At 45.3% G+C, this 15,615-nt stretch carries 14 protein-coding genes; 9 read left to right on the top strand and 5 right to left on the bottom strand.

Annotated elements, in window-relative coordinates:
• The first annotated feature begins 159 nt into the window (after positions 1 to 159).
• The 5 genes from dnm_RS19735 (at position 160) to dnm_RS19715 (ending at position 4,416) form a co-directional block, all read left to right on the top strand.
• Positions 160 to 1,272: a 2-methylaconitate cis-trans isomerase PrpF family protein gene (locus tag dnm_RS19735; protein WP_207678620.1), complete on the top strand. Its 1,113-nt coding sequence runs from the start codon at positions 160 to 162 to the stop codon at positions 1,270 to 1,272.
• Positions 1,273 to 1,368: 96 nt separating this feature from the next.
• On the top strand, positions 1,369 to 2,628 hold the full coding sequence (gene leuC / locus dnm_RS19730; RefSeq protein WP_207678619.1) for a 3-isopropylmalate dehydratase large subunit: 1,260 nt from the start codon (positions 1,369 to 1,371) through the stop codon (positions 2,626 to 2,628).
• Entirely contained in the window at positions 2,625 to 3,119 is a 495-nt protein-coding gene (locus tag dnm_RS19725) for a 3-isopropylmalate dehydratase small subunit (protein WP_207678618.1), read from the top strand. Before leuC ends, dnm_RS19725 begins: the two co-directional genes overlap by 4 nt.
• Before the next feature lie 195 nt (positions 3,120 to 3,314).
• A complete protein-coding gene (locus dnm_RS19720) occupies positions 3,315 to 4,136 on the top strand; it encodes a hypothetical protein (protein WP_207678617.1) in 822 nt (273 codons plus the stop codon).
• Between the two features lie 76 nt (positions 4,137 to 4,212).
• Positions 4,213 to 4,416, top strand: a complete 204-nt coding sequence (locus dnm_RS19715) for a hypothetical protein (protein WP_207678616.1) — start codon at positions 4,213 to 4,215, stop codon at positions 4,414 to 4,416.
• 245 nt (positions 4,417 to 4,661) lie between these two features.
• Here the strand turns inward: dnm_RS19715 and dnm_RS19710 are convergent, their stop codons facing one another.
• A complete protein-coding gene (locus dnm_RS19710; protein ID WP_207678615.1) occupies positions 4,662 to 5,681 on the bottom strand; it encodes a molybdopterin-binding protein in 1,020 nt (339 codons plus the stop codon).
• 177 nt (positions 5,682 to 5,858) lie between these two features.
• On the bottom strand, positions 5,859 to 6,773 hold the full coding sequence (locus dnm_RS19705) for a hypothetical protein (RefSeq protein WP_207678614.1): 915 nt from the start codon (positions 6,771 to 6,773) through the stop codon (positions 5,859 to 5,861).
• Between the two features lie 975 nt (positions 6,774 to 7,748).
• Between dnm_RS19705 and dnm_RS19700 the strand changes: the two genes are divergently transcribed.
• Positions 7,749 to 8,132 (top strand): response regulator, encoded by a 384-nt coding sequence (locus dnm_RS19700; protein WP_207678613.1) that lies wholly within the window; start codon positions 7,749 to 7,751, stop codon positions 8,130 to 8,132.
• A gap of 214 nt (positions 8,133 to 8,346) precedes the next feature.
• Complete coding sequence (locus dnm_RS19695) at positions 8,347 to 9,951, top strand: response regulator (protein ID WP_207678612.1); 1,605 nt, start codon at positions 8,347 to 8,349, stop codon at positions 9,949 to 9,951.
• A gap of 246 nt (positions 9,952 to 10,197) precedes the next feature.
• On the opposite strand, the gene dnm_RS19690 is transcribed toward dnm_RS19695, so the two are convergent.
• Positions 10,198 to 10,653 (bottom strand): N-acetyltransferase, encoded by a 456-nt coding sequence (locus tag dnm_RS19690; protein ID WP_207678611.1) that lies wholly within the window; start codon positions 10,651 to 10,653, stop codon positions 10,198 to 10,200.
• A 33-nt stretch (positions 10,654 to 10,686) separates the two neighbouring features.
• On the opposite strand from dnm_RS19690, the gene dnm_RS19685 reads away from it, so the two are divergent.
• Positions 10,687 to 11,274, top strand: coding sequence for a metal-dependent hydrolase (locus tag dnm_RS19685; protein ID WP_207678610.1), 588 nt, complete (start codon positions 10,687 to 10,689; stop codon positions 11,272 to 11,274).
• A 67-nt stretch (positions 11,275 to 11,341) separates the two neighbouring features.
• On the opposite strand, the gene dnm_RS19680 is transcribed toward dnm_RS19685, so the two are convergent.
• Positions 11,342 to 12,004, bottom strand: a complete 663-nt coding sequence (locus tag dnm_RS19680; protein WP_207678609.1) for a chemotaxis protein CheD — start codon at positions 12,002 to 12,004, stop codon at positions 11,342 to 11,344.
• Between the two features lie 224 nt (positions 12,005 to 12,228).
• Positions 12,229 to 13,014, bottom strand: coding sequence for a DUF362 domain-containing protein (locus tag dnm_RS19675; RefSeq protein WP_207678608.1), 786 nt, complete (start codon positions 13,012 to 13,014; stop codon positions 12,229 to 12,231).
• A 706-nt stretch (positions 13,015 to 13,720) separates the two neighbouring features.
• On the opposite strand from dnm_RS19675, the gene dnm_RS19670 reads away from it, so the two are divergent.
• Positions 13,721 to 15,220, top strand: a complete 1,500-nt coding sequence (locus dnm_RS19670) for a UDP-N-acetylmuramoyl-L-alanyl-D-glutamate--2,6-diaminopimelate ligase (RefSeq protein WP_207678607.1) — start codon at positions 13,721 to 13,723, stop codon at positions 15,218 to 15,220.
• Positions 15,221 to 15,615 lie beyond the last annotated feature (395 nt).

Below are 15,615 nucleotides of genomic sequence, written 5' to 3'. Positions count from 1 at the left end.
ACGGGGCTTTCCCAGCCTCCCCTAAATCCGTTATAATCAGAAAACTGGAAACTGGAAACTCGGAACAGATGCATGTGCATACATGAGAATTCACCGGTCATGCGGATTTCAAGTTTCAAATCCTAAATTCCAAATTTCCAGTTTCAAAAGAGGATATTCATGAAAAAATTGAAATGTGTCATCATGCGGGGCGGTACCAGCAAGGGGGTTTTCTTTCATGAAAACGAACTGCCCCGGGATTTGGAGGAGCGTACCGCAACAATCCTGCGTGTCATGGGCAGTCCTGACAAACGACAGATAGACGGTCTGGGAGGAGCGGATATTCTGACTTCCAAGGCGATCATCATCGGCCCGCCCAGCCGCCCGGACGCGGATGTGGATTATATCTTCGGGCAGGTGGGCATCACCGCGCCGACTGTTGATTACAACACCCTCTGCGGCAATCTGTCCGCGGCTGTGGCACCGTTTGCCATTGATGAGGGTCTGGTCAGGGGAAATGAACCGCATACCACTGTGAGAATCTGGTGTCCGACCGTGGGACGCTATCTGGGCGCACAGGTGGAAGTAAAACAGGGCAAGGCTGTGTATGAAGGCGACTATAACATGGACGGCGTACCCGGAACCGGTTCTCGTATTTCCATTGATTTTTCCGATACAGCAGGGCTGATTACCGGTGCGCTGCTGCCCACGGGAAATATGGTGGATTCCATAGCAGTCGAAGGTGTGGGGTCGGTTGAGGTCTCCATTGTGGATACGTCCACAGTGGTGGCGTTTGTTCGAGGAGCTGATCTGGGACTCAGCGGCACAGAAATGCCTCAGGATATTGACAGCGATAAGTCGCTTATTGGCAAGATGGAAGCCATCCGTCTCAGGGTGGCAGAACTGACGAATCTGGCCGGACGAAGTCCCCTGCTGCCCATGCTGGCGGTGGTGTCTCCGCCGCTGGACTATAAAAATTTTGTCTCAGGAAAAACTGTTCCCGCACAGGACCTTAATATCGTGGCAAAAGTGTATGCTGCCGGTATGATGCACAAAGCTTATCCGGTCACAGGTGCAATTGCCACGGGCGCGGCCGCCTGCATTCCCGGAACCATTGCCCATGAATGCGCGTCTGAGAAACAAGACAAAGATGCGGATTTTGTGATCGGTCATTTTTCCGGGCTGCTCCCCATGAAAATTGGCGGAGAGTTTGAAGAGGGGGCTTTCAAATTGAAAGCCGCTGAAATTTATCGCACGGCCCGCCGCATTATGGAAGGCCATGTTTACATCTGAGAAGTGAAAAGTGAAAAGTGAAAAGTGTCCTAAAGAAACCCGGTTTTTTGAAAAAACCGGGTTTCTCTCCCTGATAATGATAACGGAGGATAAAAAATGACCCTTGTGGAAAAAATACTGGCCGCTCGGGCCGGTCTCATAGAAGTCAGCCCGGGCCAGTTTATCAATGTGAATGTTGATCTGGTCATGGCGCATGATCTGACAGCCAGCATCGCGATCCGCCAGTTTAAGGAACTGGGCGCGAAAAATGTCTTTGATCCGAACAAGGTGGCACTGGTTCCAGATCATTTTGTACCGACCAAAGATATTGCTTCGGCCGAGGTCAACAAGAATTTGCGGGAGTTTGCCCGGGAACAGCAAATTATTTATTTTGAATGCGGCCAGAAAAGCGGCATCGAGCATGTAATTTTACCGGAAAAGGGGCTTGTGCTTCCCGGAGATGTGGTGGTGGGTGCGGATTCGCATACCTGCACATATGGGGCCGTGGGTGCATTCTCCACTGGCATGGGATCCACGGATATTGCCGTGGCAATGGCGACCGGCGAAATCTGGCTGAAAGTTCCCCCTACCATCAAATTTGTGTATTCAGGTCAGCCAGGCCCGTGGATTGGCGGAAAAGACCTGATTCTTCATACCATTGGTCAGATCGGCGTGGACGGTGCGCTCTATTCGGTCATGGAATTTACTGGATCAGTTATTGACCAGCTAACCATGGACGACCGTTTCACCATGGCCAACATGGCCATTGAAGCCGGAGCCAAAGCCGGTGTTTTCGCTGTGGATGAGAAGACCTTGGAATATGTGAACGCCAGAGCCAGACGGCCCTTTGAGGTCTATGCTTCGGACCCGGACGCGGAATATGCGCAAGTGATCACATATGATCTTTCTGAAATGGAACCCCAGGTGTCCTGCCCTCATTCGCCAGAAAACACTGTTCCGGTCAGTCAGACCGCGGGAGTTAAGATTGATCAGGCTGTGATCGGGAGCTGCACCAACGGCAGGTTAAAAGACATGGCCGAAGCAGCTCAGGTATTAAAGGGACGACAAGTTCATCCGTCGCTTAGGTGCATTATTATCCCTGGCTCTCAGGAAGTTTATCTCGCGGCGCTGCGAGAAGGATTCATTGAGACATTTATTGAAGCCGGAGCTGCTGTGAGTACACCCACCTGCGGTCCGTGTGTTGGCGGACATACGGGCGTTCTGGCTGCGGGGGAACGGTGCATTTCCACCACTAACCGTAATTTTGTCGGCCGGATGGGCAGCCCCGAGGCAGAAGTCTATCTGGCAAGCCCCGCGGTCGCGGCTGCCAGTGCAGTGGCCGGAGAGATTATAAATCCTGAGGAGGTGGTGAGATGATCAGAGGAACCGTACATAAATACGGCGCGAATATTGACACGGATGTCATCATTCCCGCGAAATATGCCAATCTGCCCACCCCTGAAGAACTGGGCGCGCATTGTCTGGAAAATTTGGACGACGGGTTTGTGAAAAAAGTCAGGACCGGTGATGTTTTAATGGCAACCACCAATTTTGGCTGCGGATCATCCCGGGAACAGGCCCCGTGGTCCATCAGAGGGGCGGGGGTTTCCTGCATTATAGCGAAAAGTTTTGCCCGGATTTTTTTCCGCAACGCCATCAATATCGCCCTCCCCCTGTTGGAGTGTCCTGACGCGGTTGAAGGAACTGAAAGCGGCGATGTGCTGGAGATTGATCTTACTTCCGGCAAAATCGAAAACATTACCAAAAACAAAGTCTTTTCAGCAGCCCCTTATCCGGATTTCATTCGCGAACTGATTGACGCGGGCGGGCTGATTGCTTATGCCCGTCAAAAAATTGATTCCAAGTGAAGCTCGTTTCGACAGGCTCACCTATCCGGAGTGCAAAAATTTCATTTTTGCAATTGCGAAAAAGCATTTTTCGCACTCCGGAGAAAAAATGCGAAAAAGCATTCTCAGCGAGCGGCGGACAGGCTCACCTATCCGGAGTGCAAAAATTTTATTTTTGCAATTGCGAAAAAGCATTTTTCGCACTCCGGAGAAAAAATGCGAAAAAGCATTCTCAGCGAGCGGCGGACAGACTCACCTATCCGGAGTGCAAAAATTTTATTTTTGCAATTGCGAAAAATCATTTTCGCACTCCGGAGAAAAAATGCGAAAAAGCATTCTCAGCGAGCGGCGGACAGACTCACCTATCCGGAGTGCAAAAATTTCATTTTTGCAATTGCGAAAAAGCATTTTTCGCACTCCGGAGAAAAAATGCGAAAAAGCATTCTCAGCGAGCGGCTGACAGGCTCACCTATCCGGAGTGCAAAAATTTTATTTTTGCAATTGCGAAAAATCATTTTCGCACTCCGGAGAAAAAATGCGAAAAAGCATTCTCAGCGAGCGGCGGACAGACTCACCTATCCGGAGTGCAAAAATTTCATTTTTGCAATTGCGAAAAATCATTTTCGCACTCCGGAGAAATTCGTCCGCTCTCAGGTCAACAGTATCGGAGCCTGTCGAAGAGGGGAATGCTCGTTTCGACAGGCTCAACGAGCGGATGACAGGCTCAACTATCCGGAGTGCAAAAATTTTATTTTTGCAATTGCGAAAAATCATTTTCGCACTCCGGAGAAAAAATGCGAAAAAGCATTCTCACCGAGCGGCGGACAGGTTCACCTATCCGGAGTGCAAAAATTTCATTTTTGCAATTGCGAAAAATCATTTTTCGCACTCCGGAGAAAAAATGCGAAAAAGCATTCTCAGCGAGCGGCGGACAGACTCACCTATCCGGAGTGCAAAAATTTTATTTTTGCAATTGCGAAAAATCATTTTCGCACTCCGGAGAAAAAATGCGAAAAAGCATTCTCACCGAGCAGCTGACAGGCTCACCTATCCGGAGTGCAAAAATTTCATTTTTGCAATTGCGAAAAATCATTTTTCGCACTCCGGAGAAAAAATGCGAAAAAGCATTCTCAGCGAGCGGCGGACAGACTCACCTATCCGGAGTGCAAAAATTTTATTTTTGCAATTGCGAAAAATCATTTTCGCACTCCGGAGAAATCCGCCCGCTCTCAGGTCAACAGTATCGGAGCCTGTCGAAGAGGGGAATGCTCGTTTCGACAGGCTCAACGAGCGGATGACAGGCTCAACGAGCGGATGACAGGCTCAACGAGCGGATGACAGGCTCAACTATCCGGAGTGCAAAAATTTTATTTTTGCAATTGCGAAAAATCATTTTCGCACTCCGGAGAAAAAATGCGAAAAAGCATTCTCAGCGAGCGGCGGACAGACTCACCTATCCGGAGTGCAAAAATTTTATTTTTGCAATTGCGAAAAATCATTTTCGCACTCCGGAGAAATTCGCCCGCTCTCAGGTCAACAGTATCGGAGCTTGTCGAAGGGGGGTTATTTTCCAAATGGGCAGACAGGGTAGCGACAGACATCGCAATTCATACACATGCCGCCATGCCCCAGCTCGGCGATTTTGTCCCGTGTGATTTCATCTCCCGCCAAAACCCGCGGGAACACCAAATCAAAAATCGTTATGTGGTGATAATAAACACAGGCCGGAAGGCCCACAATAGGCATCCCGTCAAGAAGAGCATACAGAAACATGGCTCCCGGAAGAATGGGGGAACCATAAACAATGATGTCCGCCCCGGACTGTTGAACCCCCAGCCGGGTTACATCATCCGGATCAACAGAAAGCCCGCCAGTGGTGAGAATCACATCACATCCCAAATCTCTGAGTTCCCGGATCGCTTCTGAAATGGCCTCGATATCATCCGGAACCAGTATCTTTTTCAGCAGTTCAGACCCGTATTCTCTGACTTTGTAGCCCACAAATTCATCAAATTCGTCTTTAATCAGTCCCTTGTAAACTTCAGTGCCCGTAATGATCGCGCCCACCTTCATGGTTCTGTAGGGCAATATGCGAATGATGGGACCTGTTTCCCGGGTCATGGATTCCAGGTTTTCAATTTTCTCCCGCTCAATGGTTAAAGGAATGATCCGGGTGGCTGCGACGGTCTGGTCTTTTTGGCAGGGAAAGTTATTTTTCAGCGTGGAAACAATGATGTTGTCCATCTTGTTGACCCTGAGAAGATCGTGGGTATTGATCTTAAGAAGACCGTTTGCATTGCTGATCATGGCCGACTTTCCTTCACTGGGTTCGGTCCACCGAATATTTTCACCGCACATGGCCTCTGCAATTCGTAAGGCCGCGTCATTTTCGTGAAGGTGAGTATCTGAAAGATCCAGAATAAAAATGTGATTCTTCCCCATTTTCATCAGTTCCGGAATATCTTCCTTTCTCACCACGTGTCCTTTTTTAAATCCCGGACCTTTGAACTCTCCGGGCACAATGCGTGTCAGATCATGAGCCAGCACCATCCCCACTGCGTCTTCAACTTTGACTTTCTTCATATAATCTCCTGATAAGTATTGATTTCAGCGTTTCAAAAACACTGGAAAATGACTAAGTATTCAAACTGTGATTTGGTACCCGGACAAAGTTTCTCGGTATTTGAAGCGTTCCCAAGTCTCAGGAACTTCGGCGAGGTCTGTACAAAAAAACATAAGTCCGAATAGTAATTTTCTCATTCAGTCGGGTGTGTTTTTGTTTGCCTGGTTACCGACAACAATTTTTTTTACATCTGTCTGCTGAGAATCACGGGCAACGCGCTCTGCCTTGTCTGTTTTCTGAGAATGGGGGAGAGCAGCCCCGTTCTCATCTGATTTCTGAGAATTCTCGGCAGGTGCATAAGTTCTGTGTGTTTTTTGAGAATTAGCAGCAGCCGTTTTCTGTAAAATTCTCCCTGATTTCTCGCCTGCGTTTATAATTCTCTCCAATTGTTGAGAATTATAAAGCAGCCCTTTTGAGGTGACGGAACATGGAAAAACTGTCAGGCGAAAAATAAAAAGCGACATTATTTCTAAAAAAATGCCCAATATCTTATTGACTTCCCGAATATAATAATCATCAATATCCACAAAGATCGTTCCCTTATTATATTTCAAAAATTTCCAGACAGTGCCTGTTGTAACACATCCGAAAACATATTTAATGCCGTTCCCTTCCCTTGCATTAAATATCCTGGACCCTATCATTTCAGCCATACATTGAGGAATACCGGCATTTATGTTTTCATTTTTTGCTGCCACCACCGTAAGGACAGGCATGGTTAATTCCAATTGTTGTTCGCAGGGAGTGAGAATAAAATCACACAGACCGGACAGGCCCCGCCTCTGGTTGACGTTGAAATTGATACCTGAGAACAGACTGATTTTATTTTTTAACATTTTTCTGACTTCTGCCAGAACAGGCGCAATAATAAACTCAGACCTTGCCTTATCTGTCCCAATTCCGCGGGCAAGAGGGACACCGGTTTCCAGGGCTTCGGATAAGAAATCGGAAAGATTACTTTTTTGTACCTCTGAAAACAGAGAATCCTCTCCTTTTATTCGGATACCAAACTTGCTTTTTATTTCTTTCAGTGTAAATTCACCATATGACATTTTGTAGCCTCATGGAGACCTCCGAAGTTTCAGAGACCTCAGATATCTTTATTTCTTTAGCCCCTTTAAGGTTCCGGAGGCCTCCATGACACTTATGATGAGCGTCATCTGAACAGCAGGGGAAGAGCTTTCTTACCGAGGGCTTTCAGGATATTTTGAAATTAAAGAAGTGCTTGGGACTGATTTGTTGCCATTTTTTTCCGGAGTGCTGAAATTTCATTTCAGCACTCCGGAAAAAATACCGAAAAATTTTTATATAAGTACTTACCCAACTCATCAAACTGATTTTAAGAGGCATCATCAGACCTGTGGCATTTTGAAACCTCTTCAAATTTTTGAATAATACTCATTATCATCAGTTTTATAAAATGATACATATTATTTAAACATAAAAAATTCATTGTATCAAGTGCTTTTTTATATCAGATTTTTATATGCTTTAATAAATTTATTTTATTCTCGGAAGGTTGTAAGCATGACATCGGAGTTGCTCATTTGCTATTTGCAGGACGGGGGTTGTTGCCGGACGAAGTTCTCAACCCATATGCATCCGGCAACAGCAGATCGAAAAGTTTCCGGGCTGTGCGCGGGACAGCGGAGAAACCCGGGGGGGTTCCCGAACTGTCCCCCGCCGGAAAAAGCAGGGTTTCTTCCCCGTCTGTCTGCCCCGCGGGGTCCTGAAAACTTTTTCGATTTACTAAATTTATTTAAACTCGGTCATGGCGTTTTTTTTCTGACATTCTGTTCGACGACCTGACTGAACTCGCCGAAGTCCGAACTCACGCCGAAAGCCTGCGAAATAAGGAATGACAAGCTTTTGTCAAAATCAGTTCAGAAAATCTGATCATCAGTTTAAAAAGACATTTTTTTGTAATTCTGAGACATTCTGATGACAAGATATCAATAAATTTATTTGACAATACCCCCCGACACAAAATAAGTTTGACTGGCGACCTTAAAAAACTGGAGTGAAATATGAATGAACAGCCAATCAAAGTACTTATCATAGAAGACGAGGAAATGGTCCGTATCAACCTGGAAGATTTCCTCGAAGATGACGGTTTTGAAGTGAAATCAGCCGATAGCGGAGAACTGGGGATGGAGCTTTTGGGCGAGTATAAATTTGAGATCGTCGTTGTGGATATGCGGTTACCCGGGATGGATGGAAATACCTTCATCAAAGAGGCAAACAAAATACAACCGCTTCTGAACTTTATCATTCATACAGGCTCGGCTTTCTATACCCTTCCCAAAGAATTCAGAGACATGGGAATAACAAAGGAACAAGTTTTATTAAAGCCTCTGTCGGATATGGAGATATTAACCCGGGCAATCAGAAAATTGCAAACAAAAAAATAAAAATCAGCACATCGAAAAATTCACTCGTTATCATTGGATCATGAGCAATTCATGAATTTCCGATCTGCTTAAAATGTTTCAATTTTTAACAGATTGAAAATTTCTGTTATCATTTGGAATCCTTCCCTTACAGAAAAATTATGATCGAACTTAAGTTTTCGATTTGCTGATTTTTAATTCTGATTCCTCAGCCTTCAATTCCTAAGGAGCGACTATGAACAAGGAAAAAGCAACAATACTTTGCATTGATGACGAAGAAATGATTCGTATGACAATCGGAGATTTTTTGGAAGATTCCGGATACACAGTTATAAAGGCTGAAAATGGAAAAATCGGGCTGAAGTTGTTTCGAGAGAAAACCCCTGATCTCATTCTTGTGGATTTGAGAATGCCGGAGGTTGAGGGACTTGAAGTTTTATCCACGGTGGTGAATGAGTCACCGGAAACCCCTGTTATCGTTGTTTCCGGAACCGGCGTTTTGCAGGATGCTGTTGAGGCCCTTCGCTCAGGGGCGTGGAATTATCTCACCAAACCCATTGAGGATATGGCTGTTCTTGAATTTGCGGTGAAAAATGCCCTGGAAAAAGCCGCTCTGATCCGGGAAACCCGATACTATAAAGAGCATCTGGAAGAAATCGTTCGTCAGAGAACCCGGGAACTGGAAGAAGCCAACAAACAATTGCGCCAGGCGCAAAAAATGGAAGCCATCGGAACCCTTGCCGGCGGTATTGCTCATGATTTCAATAACACCCTCGGAGCCATTATCGGGTATGCACAGCTGACAATTTACAAACTGCCCGGAGACAGCCCTTTCCGACACTATCTTGATCAGATTCTGAATGCAAGCTATCGCGCCAAGGATTTGGTATATCAGATTCTCATGTTCAGCCGCCGGACAGAACAGGAAAAAAAACCGGTTCGAATCAGCTCTGTTATAAAGGAAGACCTCAAAATGCTGAGGGCGGTGATACCTTCCACCATAGATATTCGTGAACACATAGAATCTGACACAGGAACGGTTGAAGCGGATCCCACCCAAATCCACCAAGTATTAATGAATCTTTGTACGAATGCGGCCCATGCAATGGAAGAAAAAGGCGGAGTATTGGAAATCTGTCTGGCAAATACACAGTTAAATGACCATGAGACAGTTCAGCATCCTGATTTAACACCCGGTAAATACCTTAAACTCAGTGTGAAAGACACGGGTTATGGCATATTGCCTGATATGACAGAGCGGGTATTTGATCCTTACTTTACCACCAAGGAGCAGGGAGAAGGCACAGGGCTGGGGCTGGCTGTGGTGCATGGTATTGTAAAGAGCCACGAAGGTGCTGTCACTGTTACAAGCAACCCGGGAAAAGGAACTGTTTTTGATGTATATTTTCCAAGGGCAGAGGAGGCAGAGGAGATTTCAAAACCCCGGTCAGATGACAGACTTTCCCGGGGCAATGAATCCATCCTTTTTGTTGATGACGATAATGTGCTGGCATATATGGGGAAAAAAGCACTGGAGCATCTGGGGTATCAGGTTGAAAGCAGAACAAATTCTGTGGATTCGCTGAATTTTTTTCGTAAAAATCCTCACAGGTTTGATATAGTGATTACTGATCTGACCATGCCGAATATGACCGGTGAAAAATTAGCCGGAGAAATTATGAAAATCCGGCCGGATATTCCGGTTATACTTTGTACCGGATATAGTGAACATATAACAAAAGAGAAAGCGGAGACCATAGGGATTCGGAAGTTGTTAATAAAACCCCTTGAGCTGAATGATCTCGCGAGGACCATTCGGGACGTGCTGGAGGATAGCTGAAGCAATTTTTGCACAGGGATTCGGTGTAAGAAGAGAGGTTTCGCTACAAGGATTTTGTATAAGAAGCGGATTATAACAAATTGATTATAAATCCTTTACCAGGAAAATACATTTGGAAAAGCCGGTTTTTTTTGTCTTTTTTCACCATATATTTTCATGACCGGGGGTGAAAAACCCGGCTTTTTTATGAGCGTTTCTTATGTAAAATCCTTGTAGCAAAGGCAGGTTTTACAATTGATCACTCACTTAATGGTTAATGATCTTCATCATTGCGGTTTCGTCACAGTCCGGGAATTTTACACAAAGTATGCAATCCGCCCATATTTTCAGGGGAAGCTCGGACCTGTCAATTTCCATAAAACCGAACCTCTCAAAAAATCCGGGGCGGTAGGTCAGTGTGAAGATTTTATTTATATTGAAGGAGATTGCATCGGAAATGGCCGCTTCTGTAAGTTTTGTTCCGATTCTTCTCCCTGAATAATCCGAATCTACTGCCAGCGAGCGTATTTCAGCAAGGTCTTCCCAGCAGAACTGTAAGGCGCAGCAGCCCACAACCTTGTCATCTTCAACACAGACTGAAAAATCCCTTACGTGATCATAGAGCTTGCTTAAGGGTCGGGGGAGAAGTTCTCCTTTGTTACCGTATTCCTGGAGAAGTTCGTGAATGGCTTTTATGTCTTTTATGCTTGCTTTTCTAATCATATTATTTTTGCTCCGTTATTTTAGGAGGCTGATTTGCCCTCATTCATTACTCATTCAATTGTCGGTATTGCCATGGGGAAAACATTTGCAAAGAAGAAAACACCTAAATCTTTCTGGTTTCTCTCCGTGTTTTGCGCTGTGTTTCCTGATGCAGATGTCATTGGTTTTTATTTTCATATCCCATACAGTCATTTCTTGGGTCACAGAGGCTTTTTTCACTCGCCGTTTTTTGCTTTGTTATTCAGTCTTTTCATTGTCACGATCTTTTTCCGACAGAAAAAAATTTTTTCAAAATGCTGGTGCCGATATGTGCTTTACTTTTTCTTTGTAACGGCAAGCCATGGGATACTGGATGTATTTACAAACGGCGGTTTAGGCGTTGCATTGTTTTCACCCTTTGATAACACACGCTATTTTTTCCCCTGGACACCGATTAAAGTGTCACCGCTGAGTGTCACGGCATTTCTCAGCAGACGCGGCTTAAATGTTATCACGAGCGAATTGCTATGGATTTGGCTGCCATTGGCGTTGTCTGTTATTCTGATCCGGATAATCTGTGGATTAAAATTTAAGAACCAGGAATCAGAATATTCTGATAGTAAAAAATTTTTTCAAAACTGACGATTTTTTTAACGGCCATAGGCCCCGGTTCTCAGCGAGACATGAAAGCAGCGTCATAAGTTCTCTTTTACTGTCCCGTGGTCTGTTTCCATAATATTCTGTCCCTTTGGACAAGACCGGAATTGGCAATCGTCTTAATTTTTTTTACATATACGGCAAAATCATCAGAGGAAAAATGGATAATTCTTCCTCTGTCTCCGCCCAGGTCCTCGGAAATCAGCTTGATATTGCTTTTTTTCAAAAATTCCCGAATAAAAATTCCATTGATATTTCCCAGACAAAAATTGCTGATACTGCACTCCTCAAACGGTTTGAACATGGAGCCGCCTCCGAAGGCTTTGGCGCGAAGGTTTTCACGTTGTGCGCCCATATTCAGCATATTATCAATGAGCAATTCCATTGCACACACGCCGTATTTGCCCGGTTCTGTGTCACAAATTGGGACATTTTCATCATAGCCCCTGGTGGTCAAAAGAAAATGGTTCATCCCTATAACGCACCGAACCGGATCATAAAGACATGCCGCGACACATGATCCGAGAAGCGTTGACAGCGTCACTGCTTCATTTGATACATAGTGTTCACCCGGATCAATGATGATTTGCTTTTGTTTTCCTTTTTTAGCTATTCGCATATTTGATAAAATTTCTTTGAACTCGATAATCAAGTTTTTTTTGTCATTCCTGCGAAAGCAGGAATCTACTGCTTCCGGAGTTGCCGCATCGCTCAAAAACAGATTCCTGCTTTCGCAGGAATGACAGATTTTTTGTTCGAATCGGATCAAAAAAACTTGATTATCAAGTTAAAGAGAAATTTTTCTCCGGCGCTTACAGATCAACAACCCGTTTTTTTGCCACATCCGATTCAAATGCCGCAGGGGGACGGCCCGCCCTGTGCGAATATGCGGATATGATGTCCTGCGGGTTTTGCTTTACCACGCCCATCCTAAATTTTTTATGTCAAGGCTTCCGCCTGTAATTGAAGGTCAGACGAAAGATGAGGAACAGTTTTCCAATCAATGCCAAGCAGGTTTGCAGCTTCACGGTCTGTTTCCAAAGGATCAAAACCCGCAATCAGCTTTCCGGCCGGGGGAGAACACTCACGGCCTCCGAGATGAAAATCAGCAAGCCCCACGGACGCGTCCATTACAGACAGGTCCGGGGAACGGTATGTGTTCAAATCAATAATTGCCTCATGAAGACGCTCATGAAACAACGCTTTTTTCCACGGACCTTGTCCGGAATAATACCTGGGCGGCGCAAGTCCCATCATATTTTTCAATGTCCCCGTAACAACAGCCAGCGAATGGGCCTTGAGTACCGGTACGGAAATAATAAAATGAGTAAACGCAATTTCCGGAAGATACATTTCCAGAAATACAGGCCTGGCCTTATTTTCCAGTTTTCTGAGCCGCGCATGATTCAGATCAGCAAGCTCAATGCCCTGACGTTCTGCCAAATCTGTATACCCGAGCAAATCAAATATTTCATATGTTTCGTGTGTGGCATCCCCGGCCCCTTCTGCAATCACAATATCGGCATCTGAAGAGGCTTTTATATAATTCACAATGGCTTCGCAACATTTAACCGATGTTGTCACCGGAAACGGAGATGAATTGACCAGATTCGGCTTTATCAGAATTGAATGCTGTTTGGATAAGATATCTTTTGCGCTGATCTTATCAAGAACATCGGGAACAGATTTCTGATAAGACAAAAAATTAGTTGTTGCGAAATTCATTAAATTCTCCAATAAATAATTGCCTGGCTTTAGAAGGTTTTATTCTCTTTTCCAGGTTCTGTCTGCCATCATCGGATATGAAATTTCAAAAAATCAAATTGTTAAAATTTATCCGAAGTTATGAATACGTCAGATTTACCAGTCCCCGAGAGAGCTGTTAAGTACCTGACCATAAGTTTTCAATATTCGCCCGGGGAAGAAACCCGGCTTTTTTCCCGGAATGATCCGCCGATCCTGAAGGAAAAAGCTGGGTTTCTCCGAGGTTCGCGGAAAACAAGATGTATAAAAAACTTTTGATCAGGTACTTAAATTGCAAATACAAATTATCAGTATTATATTTTGAATATCAAAGTCAGTCAATAAAAATATAACCTGCTAATAAAAAACAAAAAAATAAAAGCAGAAAACTGGGGAGTTACAGAAACAGAACCTGACTCCTCCTTTTTCGCCACAGGGATTTTGTATAAGAAGAGGATTATCGGAGGCGAGTCAAAATCCCTTTTTTATGAATCTGTCTTCATCTACATGGATTAGTGATAAGCAGGGATTCCTAAGCTCCGGTCGCATTATACTAATCCGTGCGGATAGGAAGAGGATAATAAGGAGCGGATCAAAATAATCCCTTCTTATGAATCCCGTTTCTTATATGAAATCCTTGTAGCGGACAGGTGCTTATGCAATTAAAAATCAAAAGAAAGAGCAAACAATGAAAAGATTGTCCGAGTTTGTATCACTGTTATCACCACGGGAAGTGATACGCTTTCAGGATGTTCCTGTGAGCGGCGTTGCCTGCTGTCCCGAAGAATTGCGGAACGGCGCGCTGTATTGCGTTATTGATGAATTTTTGGAATACGGACACTGGGTGGAAGGACTGAATCTGCTTACTTCGTTCAGGTCAGAAGATGCCTCTGACCCGTTAAGTGAAATCCTTCCGGAAAGAGGAGGGGCCTTGGTGCTTGAACGGCCGATTCCCGATATTACCTTACCGCAGATCATCGTCCCGGATGCTCGGAAAGCGATGGCTTATGCTGCAAAATATTTTTTTGACACGCCAGATAAGGACATTAATATTATCGGTGTTACCGGAACCAATGGCAAAACCACCACGACACACCTGATTAACCAGATGCTCACAGCCTGCGGTGAACCGTCCGCGGCCCTGGGTACGCTGGGTTTATATACAGGTCACAAAAAATATGCTGACACAGTTTATACCACCTCGCTGTCTCCGACCTTGTTCGGGACCCTGGGGGAACTGCGTGATATGGACATCAGCACCCTGTCCATGGAAATATCTTCCCATGCCCTGAAGCTGGATCGGGTCTCCGGTTTGGATACGGATGTAGCCGTATTCACGAATTTAAGCCGGGATCACCTGGATTTTCATGGGACCATGGCAGATTACCGTGCTGCTAAAATGTCATTGTTCACCGGATTAAAATCCGATGCCACCGCCGTGATTAACAGTGATGATGAGATGGGAAAAGAAATGATGTCGCTTTGCCCCTGCCCTGTGATAGATTACGGATGCACTCCCGGGGCAAGTCTGAGGGCAGATCAGATTTTGTGTTCTTCCCGGGGAACAAATTTCCGTGTCAGCTATCAGGACACGACGTTGGATATCAGCACACCTCTTGTGGGGAATTTTAATGTTTATAATGTATTGGCAGCCATGGCCGCCTGTCTGGCCCTGGGAGCTGATACAGAACAAATCCGGACTGCCTGCCACACGCTGAACGGGGTATCCGGACGCGTTGAAACAGTAACGCTGCCGGGAAACCGGGTGGGAATTGTGGATTATGCGCATACGCCGGATTCTTTGGAAAAAATATTGCAGACATTACGGGCAACAGGTTCTGAACGGATCATCACGGTATTTGGCTGCGGCGGTGACCGGGACAGGGGAAAACGTCCGCTAATGGGAAAAATAGCTTCTGATCTTTCGGATTTATGTGTGGTAACTTCTGACAATCCCCGGCGTGAAGACCCTGATGCGATTATTGATGACATTCTGACGGGTATGCCCGAACACGGTGTAATTGTGGAACCCGACAGGCGGAAAGCCATTGGAAAGGCTTTTTCTATGAGTCGTACAGGCGATGTCATTCTGGTGGCCGGTAAAGGACACGAGCCTTATCAGATTATCGGGGATAAGACTTTTCCTTTTGATGATCGTGAAGAACTCAGATGCCTGAACAAGCAGTAAAAGCCCCCCTTCGACAGGTTCAGGGGGCTGGTGCGGGGAACTGCTCGTTGAGCCTGTCAAAACGAGCCGCTCTTTGTATCAGATCAGAATCATAACTCATTGTTTCTATTAATCTATATTTTTTTCAGACAGGTTGCGAACCCCGCCCGGCAACCTGATATATATGGGGCGAAGCCCCGGCTGCCTGACAATTGGAAGGAATAATATAAGTACCTGATCAAAAGTTTTTTATACATATTTTTTTTCTATGAACGGCGGAGAAACCCGGCTTTTTCCTTTACGGGCGGCGACTCATTCCGGGAAAAAAGCCGGGTTTCTTTCCCGTGCGAATATCGAAAACTTATGATGAGGTACTTAGTTCCGCGTTTAGGCGGTGTCATACCGCCTAAACGCGG

It is taken from the genome of Desulfonema magnum, assembly GCF_017377395.1.
Taxonomy (GTDB): domain Bacteria; phylum Desulfobacterota; class Desulfobacteria; order Desulfobacterales; family 4be13; genus Desulfonema_C; species Desulfonema_C magnum.
This window is presented reverse-complemented; position numbering and strand designations above follow the sequence as displayed.

Bases quoted from the DNA above. Each gene is read 5' to 3' on its own strand.
- dnm_RS19705 (WP_207678614.1), bottom strand. From the start codon at position 6,773: ATGTCATATGGTGAATTTACACTGAAAGAAATAAAAAGCAAGTTTGGT.
- dnm_RS19675 (WP_207678608.1), bottom strand. From the start codon at position 13,014: ATGAATTTCGCAACAACTAATTTTTTGTCTTATCAGAAATCTGTTCCC.
- dnm_RS19725 (WP_207678618.1), top strand. From the start codon at position 2,625: ATGATCAGAGGAACCGTACATAAATACGGCGCGAATATTGACACGGAT.
- dnm_RS19690 (WP_207678611.1), bottom strand. From the start codon at position 10,653: ATGATTAGAAAAGCAAGCATAAAAGACATAAAAGCCATTCACGAACTT.
- dnm_RS19700 (WP_207678613.1), top strand. From the start codon at position 7,749: ATGAATGAACAGCCAATCAAAGTACTTATCATAGAAGACGAGGAAATG.
- dnm_RS19695 (WP_207678612.1), top strand. From the start codon at position 8,347: ATGAACAAGGAAAAAGCAACAATACTTTGCATTGATGACGAAGAAATG.
- dnm_RS19670 (WP_207678607.1), top strand. From the start codon at position 13,721: ATGAAAAGATTGTCCGAGTTTGTATCACTGTTATCACCACGGGAAGTG.
- dnm_RS19710 (WP_207678615.1), bottom strand. From the start codon at position 5,681: ATGAAGAAAGTCAAAGTTGAAGACGCAGTGGGGATGGTGCTGGCTCAT.
- dnm_RS19715 (WP_207678616.1), top strand. From the start codon at position 4,213: ATGCGAAAAAGCATTCTCAGCGAGCGGCGGACAGACTCACCTATCCGG.
- dnm_RS19735 (WP_207678620.1), top strand. From the start codon at position 160: ATGAAAAAATTGAAATGTGTCATCATGCGGGGCGGTACCAGCAAGGGG.
- dnm_RS19720 (WP_207678617.1), top strand. From the start codon at position 3,315: ATGCGAAAAAGCATTCTCAGCGAGCGGCGGACAGACTCACCTATCCGG.
- leuC (WP_207678619.1), top strand. From the start codon at position 1,369: ATGACCCTTGTGGAAAAAATACTGGCCGCTCGGGCCGGTCTCATAGAA.